16 protein-coding genes are annotated in these 13,593 nt (G+C 70.8%); 9 read left to right on the top strand and 7 right to left on the bottom strand.

The genetic code is table 11. The annotated features are described in order from the left end of the window. Positions 1–74: 74 nt before the first annotated feature. The gene (locus ACFXG1_RS06750; protein ID WP_384707186.1) at positions 75–992 is read right to left on the bottom strand and encodes a D-alanyl-D-alanine carboxypeptidase family protein; all 918 of its coding nucleotides are present in this window, start codon (positions 990–992) and stop codon (positions 75–77) included. A 303-nt stretch (positions 993–1,295) separates the two neighbouring features. Between ACFXG1_RS06750 and ACFXG1_RS06745 the strand changes: the two genes are divergently transcribed. Both ACFXG1_RS06745 and ACFXG1_RS06740 read left to right on the top strand, forming a co-directional pair. Then, positions 1,296–1,991, top strand: coding sequence for a GntR family transcriptional regulator (locus ACFXG1_RS06745; protein WP_384707153.1), 696 nt, complete (start codon positions 1,296–1,298; stop codon positions 1,989–1,991). Then, positions 1,988–3,316 (top strand): nitrate/nitrite transporter, encoded by a 1,329-nt coding sequence (locus ACFXG1_RS06740; protein WP_384707150.1) that lies wholly within the window; start codon positions 1,988–1,990, stop codon positions 3,314–3,316. Before ACFXG1_RS06745 ends, ACFXG1_RS06740 begins: the two co-directional genes overlap by 4 nt. A 103-nt stretch (positions 3,317–3,419) precedes the next feature. On the opposite strand, the gene ACFXG1_RS06735 is transcribed toward ACFXG1_RS06740, so the two are convergent. Then, positions 3,420–4,244, bottom strand: a complete 825-nt coding sequence (locus ACFXG1_RS06735; RefSeq protein WP_384707147.1) for a maleylpyruvate isomerase family mycothiol-dependent enzyme — start codon at positions 4,242–4,244, stop codon at positions 3,420–3,422. Between the two features lie 331 nt (positions 4,245–4,575). On the opposite strand from ACFXG1_RS06735, the gene ACFXG1_RS06730 reads away from it, so the two are divergent. After that, positions 4,576–4,806: a ribbon-helix-helix domain-containing protein gene (locus tag ACFXG1_RS06730; RefSeq protein WP_384707144.1), complete on the top strand. Its 231-nt coding sequence runs from the start codon at positions 4,576–4,578 to the stop codon at positions 4,804–4,806. A 66-nt stretch (positions 4,807–4,872) separates the two neighbouring features. Then, positions 4,873–5,058, top strand: coding sequence for a hypothetical protein (locus ACFXG1_RS06725; RefSeq protein ID WP_384707141.1), 186 nt, complete (start codon positions 4,873–4,875; stop codon positions 5,056–5,058). Between the two features lie 44 nt (positions 5,059–5,102). On the opposite strand, the gene ACFXG1_RS06720 is transcribed toward ACFXG1_RS06725, so the two are convergent. Then, the gene (locus tag ACFXG1_RS06720; protein WP_384707138.1) at positions 5,103–6,215 is read right to left on the bottom strand and encodes a helix-turn-helix domain-containing protein; all 1,113 of its coding nucleotides are present in this window, start codon (positions 6,213–6,215) and stop codon (positions 5,103–5,105) included. A gap of 184 nt (positions 6,216–6,399) precedes the next feature. On the opposite strand from ACFXG1_RS06720, the gene ACFXG1_RS06715 reads away from it, so the two are divergent. The 5 genes from ACFXG1_RS06715 to ACFXG1_RS06695 all read left to right on the top strand — a co-directional run bounded on the left by ACFXG1_RS06715 (position 6,400) and on the right by ACFXG1_RS06695 (position 9,841). Continuing rightward, entirely contained in the window at positions 6,400–6,612 is a 213-nt protein-coding gene (locus ACFXG1_RS06715) for a hypothetical protein (protein ID WP_384707135.1), read from the top strand. Continuing rightward, the gene (locus ACFXG1_RS06710; RefSeq protein ID WP_384707132.1) at positions 6,602–6,847 is read left to right on the top strand and encodes a hypothetical protein; all 246 of its coding nucleotides are present in this window, start codon (positions 6,602–6,604) and stop codon (positions 6,845–6,847) included. Before ACFXG1_RS06715 ends, ACFXG1_RS06710 begins: the two co-directional genes overlap by 11 nt. Then, positions 6,844–6,999 (top strand): hypothetical protein, encoded by a 156-nt coding sequence (locus ACFXG1_RS06705; RefSeq protein ID WP_384707129.1) that lies wholly within the window; start codon positions 6,844–6,846, stop codon positions 6,997–6,999. Before ACFXG1_RS06710 ends, ACFXG1_RS06705 begins: the two co-directional genes overlap by 4 nt. A gap of 330 nt (positions 7,000–7,329) precedes the next feature. Beyond that, positions 7,330–8,016 (top strand): alpha/beta fold hydrolase, encoded by a 687-nt coding sequence (locus tag ACFXG1_RS06700; RefSeq protein ID WP_384707126.1) that lies wholly within the window; start codon positions 7,330–7,332, stop codon positions 8,014–8,016. Positions 8,017–8,056: 40 nt separating this feature from the next. Continuing rightward, positions 8,057–9,841 (top strand): NHL domain-containing thioredoxin family protein, encoded by a 1,785-nt coding sequence (locus tag ACFXG1_RS06695; protein ID WP_384707123.1) that lies wholly within the window; start codon positions 8,057–8,059, stop codon positions 9,839–9,841. Positions 9,842–9,930: 89 nt separating this feature from the next. Here the strand turns inward: ACFXG1_RS06695 and ACFXG1_RS06690 are convergent, their stop codons facing one another. The 4 genes from ACFXG1_RS06690 to ACFXG1_RS06675 all read right to left on the bottom strand — a co-directional run bounded on the left by ACFXG1_RS06690 (position 9,931) and on the right by ACFXG1_RS06675 (position 13,510). After that, complete coding sequence (locus ACFXG1_RS06690) at positions 9,931–10,383, bottom strand: MmpS family transport accessory protein (protein ID WP_384707120.1); 453 nt, start codon at positions 10,381–10,383, stop codon at positions 9,931–9,933. A 154-nt stretch (positions 10,384–10,537) separates the two neighbouring features. Continuing rightward, the gene (locus ACFXG1_RS06685; RefSeq protein ID WP_384707118.1) at positions 10,538–11,857 is read right to left on the bottom strand and encodes a M18 family aminopeptidase; all 1,320 of its coding nucleotides are present in this window, start codon (positions 11,855–11,857) and stop codon (positions 10,538–10,540) included. Between the two features lie 110 nt (positions 11,858–11,967). Continuing rightward, a complete protein-coding gene (locus ACFXG1_RS06680) occupies positions 11,968–12,579 on the bottom strand; it encodes a Uma2 family endonuclease (RefSeq protein WP_384707115.1) in 612 nt (203 codons plus the stop codon). Between the two features lie 139 nt (positions 12,580–12,718). After that, positions 12,719–13,510, bottom strand: a complete 792-nt coding sequence (locus tag ACFXG1_RS06675) for a hypothetical protein (protein WP_384707112.1) — start codon at positions 13,508–13,510, stop codon at positions 12,719–12,721. Between the last annotated feature and the right edge of the window lie 83 nt (positions 13,511–13,593).

Here is a 13,593-nt window from a genome sequence, read left to right as displayed (position 1 = left end):
GGCACAATGTCACGGGGCTTCGTCCGTTACGTCTGCGGTCCTTCGCGCGGGGCCTCGGCGGCCACCCGGTCAGGTCAGTCGCGCTCCGCGTCCGCCGGCAGCGACCGCAGCTTCATCGTCTTGGCGGACGACGACTTGAAGCCGTAGTCCAGCAGCTTGGCCGCGTCGTTGAAGCGGTCCTTGCCGTTCAGGGCGACCCCGATGTACGTCTTGCCGTTACGGGTGGCGGCGAACACCAGGCAGGGCCCGGCGGCCGTGCCCGTACCGGTCTTCATACCGACCGCGCCCTTGTAGGAGCCCAGCAGCAGGTTGGTGTTCTTCCAGGTGTAGGTGCGCTTCTTGCCGTTCGACGCGGTCGCCACGGCGGTGTACGTCGGCGCCTTCACGATCTCGCGGAATGTGGCGTTGGAGAAGGCGTGACGGGCCATCTTCGCCATGTCGCCGGGCGTGGTGTAGTTCTGGCCGCCCGCCGAGATGCCGTCGAAGGAGTCGAACTTGGTGTTCTTCAGGCCGAGCGCGGCGGCCTTCTTGTTCATGCTGCCGATGAACGACTTCGTCCGGGCGGCGGTGGTGCTGCCGGTGCCGAAGGCGTCCGCGAGGGCGTAGGCCGCGTCGCAGCCGGACGGCAGCATCAGCCCGGAGAGCAGCTGCCGGACCGTCAGGACGTCGCCGACCTTGAGCTGGGCGGAGCTGCCGCCCTCGCGGATGACGTAGTCGACATAGGTCTTCTTGATGGTGATCTTGCGGTTGAGATCCAGTTTGGGCGTCGTCAGTACGGTGGCCGCGGTCACGATCTTCGTCGTGCTGGCCATCTGACGGCGGGTGTCCCGGTCCTTCCAGTACAGCGCCTTGCCGGTGGCGTTGTCGATCAGGATGGCGCCCTTGGCGCTGATCGTGGGTACGGCCGGGGCCGCCTGCGCGGAGGGCGCGGCGAGCGGGGAGGCACCGAGCAGGAGTCCGCTGGTGAGGACAACGGTGGCGGCTCTGCGCACGCGCACGCTGCTGAGTATCAAGTGGAACGCTCCGAAAATGGACGAATGCGTTGAAATGCCTGAAGACTTGCGAAGAAATGGGAACCCGAGCGGCCAATGAGCCGTCAGGGGTCAGTGGTTGAGACACCCGAGGCAGTCGAATGGATGCACGATACGGCGATTTTTCTGCGAGGTTCTCCGCCGCGATTTCCGCGGGGCTCTCGGTGGAGGTCTCCGTGGGGCTGCCCCGGCCGGGGGCGCGGTGGCGTACCGCTGGTCGGACACCCCCTGGGCATGCGTCTGTCTTGTATCTAAGCTGTGCGCATGGTCGCCCCCGCCCCCGTCCCGGCTTCTGTCCCCCCGCATGTGCCGCCCGCCGCACCCCCCGTACCGCCCGCCGCCGAACGCGTTTACGTCCACGTCAAGCAGGGCGTGCTCGACCGCAGGTACGAGGGCGGGACCCTGCTCACCGAGGGGGAGCTGGCCGACGCGGTCGGCGTCTCCCGCACCCCGGTCCGCGAGGCGCTGCTCAAGCTGGAGGTCGAGGGGCTGATCAAGCTCTACCCCAAGAAGGGCGCGCTGGTCCTCGCCGTATCGGCCCAGGAGATCGCCGATGTGGTGGAGACCCGGCTGCTGGTCGAGGAGCACGCGGCCCGTAAGGCGGTGCCCGCGTCGCCGCAGCTCATCGCCCGGCTTGAGGAGCTGCTCGAACAGCAGAAGCGGCAGTGCGAGGCAGGCGACCTGGCCGCCGTCGCCGTCACCGACCGCAACTTCCATCTGGAGATCGTCCGCAGCGGCGGCAACGCCATCCTCTCCCGGCTCTACGAGCAGTTGCGCGACCGCCAGCTGCGGATGGGCGTCGCGGTGATGCACGCCCATCCGGACCGGATCGCCAAGAACGTCGTCGAGCACGGCGAGATCCTCGAAGCGCTGCGGGCCGGCGACCCGGACGCCGCGGCGGCGGTCATCCACCGCCATGTCGGCTGGTTCAACAGCCTGGCCAGGGGCGATCTCCGATGAGCCGGCCGCCGTCCGCCGGTGCCCCGGGACCGATATCCCTGCCCGGTGACCCACCCGGGGGCCGTCGCGCCGCCGTGATGTGGGGTATCGGGGTCTCCGTCTACTTCGTCGCCGTCATCTTCCGGACGTCCCTCGGCGTCGCCGGACTCGACGCCGCCGACCGCTTCGGCGTCAACGCCTCCGCCCTCTCCACCTTCTCCATCCTCCAGCTCCTGGTCTACGCGGGTATGCAGATCCCCGTCGGCCTGCTGGTCGACCGGCTGGGCACCAAGAAGGTGCTCGTCATCGGCGCGGCCCTGTTCACCGCGGGCCAGCTCGGCTTCGCGCTCGCCCCCTCGTACGGCACGGCGCTCGCCGCCCGGATCCTCCTGGGCTGCGGCGACGCGATGACCTTCATCAGCGTGCTGCGGCTCGGCAGCCGCTGGTTCCCGGCCCGCCGCGGCCCGCTGATCGGGCAGATCGCGGCGCTCTTCGGGATGGCCGGCAACCTGGTCTCCACGGTCGTCCTGGCCCGGCTGCTCGACGACGCCGGGTGGGTCGCCTCCTTCGGCGGCAGCTCGGTCGCCGGGGCGGTCGTCCTCGTGCTCGTCCTCTGCTTCCTCAAGGACCATCCCGAGGGGTACGAACCGGCTCCCGCCCGCCACCGGGGCACCGCGTTCGTCCGCCGCCAGATCACCGACTCCTGGCGCGAGCCCGGTACCCGGCTCGGGATGTGGGTCCACTTCACGACCCAGTTCCCCGCGATGGTCTTCATGCTGCTGTGGGGCATGCCGTTCCTGGTGGAGGCCCATGGCATGTCCCGGGAGGGCGCGGGAGCCCTGCTGACGCTGGTGGTGCTGGTGAGTATGGTGATCGGCCTGGTCTTCGGCCAGATCATCGCCCGCCACCACAAGGCCCGGCTGCCGCTCGCCCTCGGCACCGTACTGAGTACGGCGGTGGTCTGGGGGACGGTGCTCGGCTGGCCCGGCGACGCCGCCCCGTTCTGGCTGCTGATCACCCTCTGCACGGTCCTCGGCGCCTGCGGACCGGCCTCGATGATCGGCTTCGACTTCGCCCGCCCGGCGAACCCGCCGGAACGGCAGGGCACGGCGTCGGGCATCGTCAACGTCGGCGGATTCACCGCGTCGATGACGACCCTGCTGGCGATCGGTCTGCTGCTGGACGCGACCGGCGGCGACTACCGGATCGCCTTCTCCAGCGTCTTCGTCCTCCAGGCGCTGGGCATCACCCAGATCCTCCGGCTGCATGCCAGGACGGCCCGCCGGGAGCGGGAACGGCTGGTGGCGAGCAGGGTGGAGGCGGTCCACGTACCGGCGAAGGCGTAGCTGTACGTGCGGCGACGCTCCGGCCTCGCGCGGGAGGGTTCCGCGTACCGCGGACGCGCGCGAGTGCTGCCGTACCGCACCGGGGCGCCGGGCCCCGCCGGGCTCAGGGGGTGACCGCGAAAGCACCCATGATCGCCGCACCCAGCTCCTGGTCCCCGTCCACCTTCACCCGGTCCGCGACCGCCGCGTACCGCACCCGGCCGCACGCCAGGCGGTAGTACGTCTCCCAGTCGGTCGCGATGGTCACCACGGGCCCCAGCGACGGCGATCCGTCGACCGAGCCGCGCCCGTCGGCGTTCACCCGGACCGTGCGCAGGAACTCCACCGGACCGTGTACGTCGATCACCACGGCGGAGTTCGGCGGGGCGCCGGCGTCCTTGGCGACCACCTTCGGCAGCGCCTCCAGCAGCACATCACGGGTGATGTACGCGCCGGGGGAGTCCAGATTCCCGGGCTGCGCCAGGGCCGCCCGCAGATCCTGCTCGTGCACCCAGGAGTCGAACGCCCGCATCCGCATGGCCAGTTCCAGCGTCTGCTCGGTCCCCAGCGGGGCCCGGACCCGGGTGTCGGGCGCGCGGTTCTCGTTCCGCAGCTGACGGGCCCGGCGGATCAGGACGTACTCCAGCTCGGCCACCATCTCCGGCGCCGTGTGGTGCCGCCGCACATCCACCTGCATCTCCATGTACCGCGCGAAGTCGTTCTTCACGTGGTACAGATCGCGCGGCAGGGTGTGGATGGGCCGGGGATCGCCGAGGAACTCGGTCTCAAGGCCGATGACATGTGACACCACGTCGCGGACCGACCAGGCGGGGCACGGCGTTGCCCGGTTCCACTCCCCCTCGACGAGCGGTGTCACCAGCTCCGCTATCGACTCGACGGCGTGAGTCCAGGCATCGGCGTAGGTCTGGAGGCTGGGATGGACGGTCACGGGACCCCTCGACGGTTCTGCGGTGGCTGGCGGTGTGAAAGACGACGTGCGGTGTCGGTGCGGGCGGGGGAGGTTCGACAGTAAAAGCTACGCTGCCGGGCAGTGGCCCGGCAGAGCTTTCACATCACGATCGTAGGCCCGACGGCAAGCCCGGAGTACCCCGGGAAGCCGCGACGACGAGGGCACACCACGTCATCGGCCCGCTGACGCCCGTGGCTTCCCCCCGACTCGTGGCCGGGCGGTGCTCCCGTAAATGGGGGCGTCACTCCCGATGCCCAAGGCTTTGGGGACGGGTAGCGCGAGCCTTCCTGCCTTCGGTTGGATTGCCGGTATGAAAATTAGTGTGAGCTTGCCGGAGGGGGATGTCGCCTTTCTCGATGAGTACGCTGCCGCCACAGCAGCCGACTCCCGGTCCGCCGTGATCCATGCCGCCATCGAGCTGCTGCGCGCCTCCGAGCTGGAACGCGACTACGCACGGGCGTGGCGGGACTGGGAGCAGGACGAGTCCGCGTCGGATTGGGACCTCTCGACGGGAGACGGCCTCTCCGACGCGACGCGGTGACATCTACCTCATCGACTTCGACCCCGCGCGAGGCAGCGAGGCGAACAAGGCGCGGCGCGACCCGACGTGATCGTGTCCAACAACGCCGCCAACCAGTCCGTCGTCCTACACGGCAGGGGCGTGTTGACGGTCGTGCCGATCACCTCGAACACGAGCCGGGTCTTCCCCTTCCAGGTGCTGCTCCCGGACGGCGGGCCTGGAACTGCTGTGAGGGCTCGTCGGCGGCTGACCCGGGCGGGCGGTGACTTTTGAGGAGGCGGGGGCGCGGGGTGACGCCGGACGGGTGGGCGGGGAGTTCATCGGCCGGCCTGTTCTACCTCCGACATCAGCAGGCGCAGGGTCAGTGAGTGCTTTTCGGGCGGGAGGGCGTCGAGTGCGGCGCGGGCGTGGGACACACCGCCGGGTACGTCTCCGGCCCGGGCGAGCATCAGGCCCCGGTGCATCTCCAGGTGGGTGGTGAACCGGGGGAGGGTGTGCGGCAGCTCGTGCCGTGCCGTGTCCTGGGCGACGATCGCCGTGTGCTCGTCGCCGAGGCGGGCGGCGAGCAGAGAGACGAAGACGTTGAGGCGCCACCACGGCACCGCGTAGTCGCTGGACTGTTCGTCCGACTCCACCCGGTCGTACAGCCGCCGCCCCTGCGTCAGCAGGGCTCGGGCCGTCCCCTCGTCGCCTCGGAGGGCGGCGGCGTGGGCCTTGCCGAAGACGGCGTTCAGCAGCCCCAGGGACGGGCGGTCGCCGATGGCCATGGCCTGGTCCGCGAAGACGTCGGCGACCCCGAGCGACGCCCCTTCGTAGCCGAGCGCGATGGCCGCCCGGCCGCGTACCCAGATCCGTACCCCGTCATCGCCGGACTCGTCCGCCGCCCGGGCGGCCATCCGGTACCAGTGCACCGCCTTCGCCCCGTCGGATCCGGGAAAGGTCTTCGCGTACAGGGTCATCAGCCGCGCGGCGACCGACCACAACTGCGGCTTCTCCAGCTGCTGCTGTACGACGACGAGGTCGCCGGCGAGACGACGCTGGATGTCGGCGGCGCCCAGGCTCATGTAGTCGGCACCGTAGACGGCCAGCTTCGCCTCCCAGTCGTCCCAGGACGGCCCCTTGTCGAGCCGCGCCGCGAATCCCGCGCTCAGGAGGTCGGAGGCGACGGCGGGGGCTATGGCGGCGGCAGCCGCGTCGCTCAGGAAGGCACGACGATTCACTTCACCCTCCAGCACGGCCAGGGGCACGTCCAAGACGGCCGACAGACAACGGAGGTAGTAGGGCCCCGGAACCACCTTGGAACGCTCCCAGCGGCTGACGTACTCCCGGTCCAGGCCCGTACCAAAGACGTTGTTGATCTCCGACGCCAACCGCCCCTGGCTCCATCCGAGAGCCGTGCGTAGATCCCTGATCAGTGATCCGATCGCCATACGCACATCATGCTCCTCGGCGCATCCCCGGAAGAGGTCTGACGGTCCTCGGGTGGGACCTGCCCCTACGGATGCCCCTATTCGAGGTTGCCACGCCTCGGGAACATCAACTCACGGTGGCGCGATGGTCGCGCCATGTGACGAAGCGTCCCTGAAAAGGCGGCGCCGCATCGGAGGAACGGACATGCGCCACTTCCGTGTTGCCCATGGCCGCACACAGCCCGCGTTGGACGCCCTTCTCGTCGCGGGTGGCTATTGGAGGCTCGCGCCGGACTGGGTTCCGAGGACCGGGTACGTCAGGGACCGGGACACCCTGATCGCCGCTCTCGCGGCGCTGCGGCGGCTGGTGCAGAACGAGGCGATCCGGCTGCGGAGGGGGCGGGCCCGTGCGTGCTGACGACCCCACCCACGACTGGATGCCGGAGATCGGCGGGAACGCCCGGGACGCGACGCGGAACAAGGTGGGGCGGGTGATGGACCGTACGTACGGGCGGTACTGGCTGCGCCCGATCGGCGGGGGGATCGAATGGGACGTGCCCGTCGCCGATCTGCGGCCGGTCACCGCCTCCGACCTGCTCTCCGAGGCCGTCGCCGAGGTCAATGAGCGCTCCGGCAAGGGGAACCTCGCATGAGTCGGCGGTCCGGCTGTGCGCGCTGTCGCGAGCTGGTGGAACAGGAGCGGGCGGCTCGGGCCGCCGGGGACCAGTCCCTCGCCGTGGACTGCCGCGTACTGCTGCGACGGCACCGGGACACCGACCATCACCGCAGGCCCTCCGAGAGCTGAACACGAATACCCCGGCGGAGCCGCCGACCGTCCGCCGGGGCCCGTGGAGATACCGACCATGACCCGCGACGCCCTTCTCAACCAGGCTCCCGAACTACTCGACGCCGGCTGCGTCCACTGCGGACAGCGGACCTGCGCGCCTGTCGAGGTCGGTGTCATAGAGCGCGCCGGCGGTCCGCCCGTCGTTCTTCATGCCTGTCCGCGCTGCGTACTCGCCCATACCGCCGGACCCACACCCGATGAGGACACCCACCTCTGGGCAGTTCGTTGTCAGAGGGGCCCGGTAGCGTGCGAAGTGTTGGCGCAGAGGCTTCGTTTCGGAGGACCGCCGTGGACATCGTGCTGATCGCCGGATTGTGGCTGGACGGAACCGCGTGGGACGACGTCGTGCCCGAGTTGGGCGCGCTCGGTCACCGGGCCGTGCCGGTCCCCCTGCCCGGGCAGGGTGACGGGGACCGGGCCGCGACGCTCGGGGATCAGGTGGCGGCGGTGCTCGCCGTCGTGGACGCGGCGCCCGGGGAGGTGCTGGTCGTGGGGCACTCCGCCGCCGCGAGCCTGGCCTGGGTGGCGGTCGACGCGCGGCCGGGGAAGGTGGCCGGGGCGGTGCTGGTCGGCGGGTTCCCCGCACCTGACGGGCGGGCCTACGCCGACTGGTTTCCGGTGGAGGACGGCGTTGTGGCGTTTCCCGGCTGGGGTGCCTTCGAGGGGCCGGACGCGGCCGACCTCGGCCGGGAGGCGCGGGACCGGATGGAGGCCGCGGTCGTGCCTGTCCCGGAGGCCGTGGTGAAGGGGGTCGTACGCCTGACGGACGAGCGCCGCTTCGATGTGCCCGTGGTGGTCGTCTGCCCCGAGTTCACCCCCGATCAGGCCCGGAAGTGGATAGCCGGAGGGGAGAGCCCCGAACTCGCCAGGGCCACCCGTGTCTCCTACGCGGACATCGACTCGGGGCACTGGCCGATGATCACCCGGCCCCGGGAGCTGGCCCGTCTCCTGGCCGAGGCGGCCGGTACCCGGTAGCCCCGTCCCGGCGCGCCGCGCGGGATGGCACCCTTGCGGTATGAACGACCCCGCGCCCCGACGCCGTGCCCGAGTCCGCGCCCCCGAGCTGGTGGGGGCGGGTGGATGGATCAATACCGGCGGGAAGGATCTGAAGCTCGCCGATCTGCGGGGCAAGATCGTCGTGCTCGACTTCTGGACCTTCTGCTGTGTCAACTGCCTGCATGTCATCGACGAGCTGCGGGAGCTGGAGGAGAAGCACCGGGACACGCTGGTGATCGTCGGGGTGCACTCGCCGAAGTTCGTGCACGAGGCCGATCACCGGGCCGTGGTGGACGCCGTGGAGCGGTACCAGGTGGCGCATCCCGTGCTGGACGATCCCGAGCTGGTGACCTGGAAGCAGTACGCGGTACGGGCCTGGCCGACGCTGGTGGTCATCGACCCCGAGGGGTACGTCGTCGCCCAGCACGCGGGCGAGGGGCACGCCCACGCCATCGAGCGGCTGGTGGGCGAGCTGGAGGCGGAGCACGGGGCGAAGGGGACGCTGCGGCGCGGTGACGGGCCCTATGTGGCGCCCGAGCCGGTCGCCGGTGATCTGCGCTTCCCCGGGAAGGCGCTGGTGCTGCCGTCGGGGAATCTGCTGGTCTCCGACACCACCCGGGACGAGCTGGTGGAGCTGGCGGCCGACGGCGAGACCGTGGTGCGGCGGATCGGCGGGCCCGGGGAGTTCGACGAGCCGCAGGGTCTCGCCCTCCTGCCCGACGGACGGGTCGCCGTCGCCGACACCGTGAATCACCGGATCCGGGCGTACGACCCGGTGAGCGGGGCGATCGAGACGCTCGTCGGCACCGGGAAGCAGTGGTGGCAGGGGTCGCCCACGGAGGGGCCCGCCCTGGCGGTCGATCTGTCGTCGCCGTGGGATGTCGCCTGGTGGGAGGGCCGGCTGTGGATCGCCATGGCCGGGACGCACCAGCTGTGGACGTACGACCCCGGGGCGGAGACCGTGCGCCGGGCGGCCGGGACGACCAATGAGGGGCTGGTCGACGGGCCCGCCGAAGAGGCGTGGTTCGCCCAGCCGTCGGGGCTCGCGGCGGCCGGGGAGCGGCTGTGGATCGCCGACTCGGAGACGTCGTCGCTGCGGTGGATCGACCGGGACGGGATCGTCAGGACCGCCGTGGGGACCGGGCTGTTCGACTTCGGGCACCGGGACGGCGACGCGGGGCAGGCGCTCTTTCAGCATCCGCTGGGCGTCACCGCGCTGCCGGACGGGTCGGTCGCGGTCTGTGACACGTACAACCACGCGCTGCGGCGCTACGACCCGGCGACCGGGCGGGTGACGACGCTCGCCACCGATCTGCGGGAGCCGTCGGACGCGGTACTGGTCGACGGCGACATCGTGGTGGTGGAGTCGGCGGCGCACCGGCTGACCCGGCTGCGGCTGCCGGAGGAGGCGGTACGGGTGGCGGAGGTCGCGCACCGTACGCGGCGGGCGGCGACCCCGGTCGCGGGCGGGGCGGTCGCGCTGGACGTGGTCTTCGAGGCGCCGACCGGGCAGAAGCTGGACACCCGGTACGGCCCGTCGACCCGGCTGCTGGTGTCGGCGACCCCGCCGGAGCTGCTGCGGTCCGGCGCGGGTACGGGGACGGAGCTGTCGCGTGAGCTGGAGATCGATCCGGCGGTCGGGGAGGGTGTGCTGCACGTCTCGGCGATGGCGGCGTCGTGCGACGACGATCCGGCGAACGAGTATCCGGCGTGCCATGTGCACCAGCAGGACTGGGGCGTTCCGGTGGTGGTGACGGCGGACGGCGCGGCCCGGCTGCCGCTGATCCTGGCGGGGATGGCCTGACGGGCGGGTCGCCGACGAGAAACGGGCGCGGGCGGTCGTGGGAGCCTTCTCCACGACCGCCCGCGGGCGTTTCCGTACCGGTTACCGGGTTACGGCAGCTTCTCCGAGGCGATCGGGGAGACCGCGATACAGGGGCTGATCGCCGCGGCGCCCTGGCTCTTCTGCTCCGCGATGACCTTGTCCTTGTAGGTCACCTTGCAGGTGATCTCCGCGGCGGCGGTCACATCGAGGGCGGTCGGGATCAGGGTGGGCGGCATGATGCCGCGCAGCGTGACCGTCTTCGTCCACGGGAGCTTCGGCTTGTCGACGGTCTCCATCGTCGGGGCGGTGGCGCTGCCCTGGCCGTTGGCGAACTTGACGGAGTCGATGTTCTTCCCGGTGACCTCATAGGTCACCTCGTACTCCTTGTTCACCGTCTTGTCGACGGCGTCGGTCGCGCGGTCCTTCACGGCCTCCTCCGCCTCGGAGCAGGCGGTGAGGCCGAAGACCAGTCCGGCGGTGGCGGTGACGGCGATGGTGGTGTGGCGCAGGGAACGGCGCATGGGTGACCCCCCGGGTCTCGATCGGCAGAGCCCGCAGACAACCGTAAAGGGAAGGTAAAAGTCAAACCGGGGGGCCTTGTTGTTCGAGGTCAGCCCTCGGGCCGTCCCCCGGCCGGCCCTCCCTGTCCGGCCCTCCTTGTCCGGCCTTCCCCGGTCAGCCTTCCAGGAAGGCCGCCAGGGCGTTCGCCAGCAGATAGGGGTCACGGGCGCCGCACAGCTCCCGCGCGCTGTGCATGGAGAGGATGGCGACCCCGATGTCGACGGTTCTGATGCCGTGGCGGGCGGCCGTGATCGGGCCGATGGTGGTGCCGCAGGGCATGGCGTTGTTGGAGACGAAGGTCTGCCACGGCACGCCCGCGCGCTCGCACGCCGCCGCGAACACGGCCCGGCCCGAGCCGTCCGTGGCGTACCGCTGATTGACGTTGACCTTGAGGATCGGGCCGCCGTTGGCCCGCGGGTGGTGCGTGGGGTCGTGGCGCTCGGGGTAGTTGGGGTGGACGGCGTGGCCGGTGTCGGAGGAGAGGCAGACCGTCTCGGCGAAGGCGCGCGCCCGGTCCTCGTACGCCCCGCCGCGGGCGTAAACGGAACGTTCCAGCACGGAGCCGAGGAGCGGGCCCTCGGCGCCGGTGTCGGACTGGGAGCCGTTCTCCTCGTGGTCGAAGGCGGCGAGGACGGGGATGTACGGCAGGGTGCCGCCGTGCGCCGAGACGGCGGTGAGCGCGGCGACGCCCGCGTGCACCGAGAGGAGGTTGTCCATCCTGGGGCCGGCCACCAGCTCGCGGTCCCGGCCGAGATAGGAGGGCGGCTCGACGGGGTGGACCATCAGGTCCCAGCCGGTGACGGAGCCGTCCGGCAGTCCGGACTCCTCCTCCAGGAATCGGATCAGATCGCCCTCGTGGACGTCCCCGAGCCCCCACACCGGCTGCATGTGCCGCTGCTTGTCGAGCTTGAGGCCCTCGGCGTTGACCGAGCGGTCGAGGTGGATCGCGAGCTGCGGCACCCGCAGCAGGGCGCGGTCCACATTGACCAGCCGCTCCGAGCCGTCGCGCAGGGTGAGCCGCCCGGCGAGCCCGAGGTCGCGGTCGAGCCAGGTGTTGAGCAGCGTGCCGCCGTACAGCTCGACGGCGATCTGCCGCCAGCCCGCTGAGCCCGCGTCCGGCAGCGGCTTGACCCGCAGATTGGGCGAGTCCGTGTGCGCGCCGACGATCCGGAAGGGGGTGTGCGGCGCGGCGCCCTCGGGCACGTACCAGGCGATGATCGCCCCGCCCCGGACGACATAGCGCCCGCCGGCCTCCCCGTCCCAGGCGTCGGCCTCCCGCACCTCCCGGAACCCGGCCTTCTCCAGCCGCTCCGCCGTGTTCGCCACGACGTGGTACGGCGAGGGGGACGCGGCCAGGAACGACATCATGTCGTCCGTGTGCGCGGGACCGAACCGCCCGGTCCCGGCGCTGGTGCTCATAGGGCTGCTGCTCATGGCCCAACTGTAACGACCACGGTCCCGGGTCCCTGGGCCCTGTGGACAACTCGCCGACGCGGCCCCCGCGGCGCGTACGACTCCCGGCGGGTCCGGGGCGCGACCTCGGCTTACAGTCGGTCGTACTCGGTGAGGTCGATGTCCACGTCGAAGGGTTCGGCGATCTTCAGCCGGTCGCGGTACACCCCGGTGGGCGTGTACGCGCGCGTTGCCGGGTCGTAGGTGTGGGTGTGCACGACGGGCCCCTTGCCGCGGGGGTCCATCTCGACCAGCCAGAAGGAGGGGATCCCGGCCGCCGCGTACTTGCGGGGCTTGGTGTCCCGGTCACGGGACTCGGAGTCGGGGGAGACGACCTCGATGGCGAGGACGACGTCGTCCGCCCGGTAGCGGGTCTGTTCCGACTCGCCGTCGCTCTCGGCCGTGACGACGATCAGATCCGGCTCCGGGACGGTCTTGTCGGTGAGCACCACGGCCATCTCCCGGCGCACCCGGAGATGTTCGGGGATGCTTCGGCGCAGGCCCAGTTCCAGCAGATACATCGCCAGCGAATGGAACTTGCGCTGCGGACTCACGAAAACCAGACTCCCGTCGATCATCTCGGTATGCGGCGGGAGGTCGAGGCTGAAGAAGTCGTCCACGGTATAGCCGTCCTGCGGGGGCATGGGCCACGCGGAGCCATCGGGCTGCCGATGCTGCGAGTAGTTCCTTGCCCCAGCGGTCATGGTGCCTCCCATGGACGGGATTCTGAGCCCTGGTTTCAGCGTACCCAGCTGATACGACAATGACGTCACTCGAATGGATGGGGCGCCTGTTCCGTATTGACATCTATGGGCTGAATGCCCTGTTCAGGGCCCGGGTGTCTCAGTTCTTCCGCTTCTCGATCGTCAGCGCGTCATCCGGCAGCTCCAGGGTGGCCGCGCCGCCCTTCTGGACCTGGCGGGAGCGGTCGGCGATCAGGGTGCCGAGGGCCGTCAGTTCCCGCGGGGAGTACGACTTCGCCATCGTCGCCAGGCCGCCGGTGCGGACCGTCACGACCGTGGTGCCCACCCTGCTGACCAGGAGGCTGCCGGGGCTGGTGAGGCGGGTGGTGCCCTTCTTGGCGAGGGCGGCGTCGCCGACGCGGGTGGCGAGGGGGACCTCGGTGACGCTCTCGGGGTTCAGCTCGCGGTCCGTCAGGTCCTCCATGACCAGGCGGTACGCCGCGTCGGCAGCCGCGCCGGAGTCGTAGGCGTACACGGTGAACTCGATATGGCCCGCGTCCTGGTGGGTGAAGAACGCGGTGCTCGACTGGAGCGCGCCCTTGCACCAGGCGAAGGCGCCGGTGCACTTCGGGGCCTTCTTCTTGAGGTCTTGGGCGAAGGGGCGGGTGGTCAGGGACCAGTCGACGAGGTCGTCGGCGCGGGGCAGGACGGCGATCGTCTGCTCGGGGGTGAGCCGGGTCGAGGCCGACTTGTCCTCGTCGACATGCGTCCGGCCGGGCTCCGGGCTCGTACCGTCGCCCTTGTCGCCCCCGTCGACGCGCTGAGTGGTCTTCTTGTCGCCGTCGCCGTCGCCGGAGGTGTCTGTGCCGCCGCCGCAGCCCGTGAGCAGGACGGCCGTCGCCGTCAGCGCCGCCGCGAGGCCGGTGAGGCGTACATTCCTCGTCAACCGCATGGTCCCCCCATCCCGTTGGCGTGATCATACGAACGGCCCGGCGCCCTCGGGAATCCCCGAAGGCGCCGGGCCGCGTACGCGTT

It is taken from the genome of Streptomyces sp. NPDC059248, assembly GCF_042753905.1.
In the GTDB taxonomy this organism is placed as follows: domain Bacteria; phylum Actinomycetota; class Actinomycetes; order Streptomycetales; family Streptomycetaceae; genus Streptomyces.
This window is presented reverse-complemented; position numbering and strand designations above follow the sequence as displayed.

Coding starts and splice junctions, on each gene's coding strand:
- ACFXG1_RS06740 (WP_384707150.1), top strand. CDS start 1,988: ATGAGCCGGCCGCCGTCCGCCGGTGCCCCGGGACCGATATCCCTGCCC.
- ACFXG1_RS06690 (WP_384707120.1), bottom strand. CDS start 10,383: ATGCGCCGTTCCCTGCGCCACACCACCATCGCCGTCACCGCCACCGCC.
- ACFXG1_RS06730 (WP_384707144.1), top strand. CDS start 4,576: ATGAAAATTAGTGTGAGCTTGCCGGAGGGGGATGTCGCCTTTCTCGAT.
- ACFXG1_RS06695 (WP_384707123.1), top strand. CDS start 8,057: ATGAACGACCCCGCGCCCCGACGCCGTGCCCGAGTCCGCGCCCCCGAG.
- ACFXG1_RS06675 (WP_384707112.1), bottom strand. CDS start 13,510: ATGCGGTTGACGAGGAATGTACGCCTCACCGGCCTCGCGGCGGCGCTG.
- ACFXG1_RS06715 (WP_384707135.1), top strand. CDS start 6,400: ATGCGCCACTTCCGTGTTGCCCATGGCCGCACACAGCCCGCGTTGGAC.
- ACFXG1_RS06745 (WP_384707153.1), top strand. CDS start 1,296: ATGGTCGCCCCCGCCCCCGTCCCGGCTTCTGTCCCCCCGCATGTGCCG.
- ACFXG1_RS06705 (WP_384707129.1), top strand. CDS start 6,844: ATGAGTCGGCGGTCCGGCTGTGCGCGCTGTCGCGAGCTGGTGGAACAG.
- ACFXG1_RS06720 (WP_384707138.1), bottom strand. CDS start 6,215: ATGGCGATCGGATCACTGATCAGGGATCTACGCACGGCTCTCGGATGG.
- ACFXG1_RS06680 (WP_384707115.1), bottom strand. CDS start 12,579: ATGACCGCTGGGGCAAGGAACTACTCGCAGCATCGGCAGCCCGATGGC.
- ACFXG1_RS06685 (WP_384707118.1), bottom strand. CDS start 11,857: ATGAGCAGCAGCCCTATGAGCACCAGCGCCGGGACCGGGCGGTTCGGT.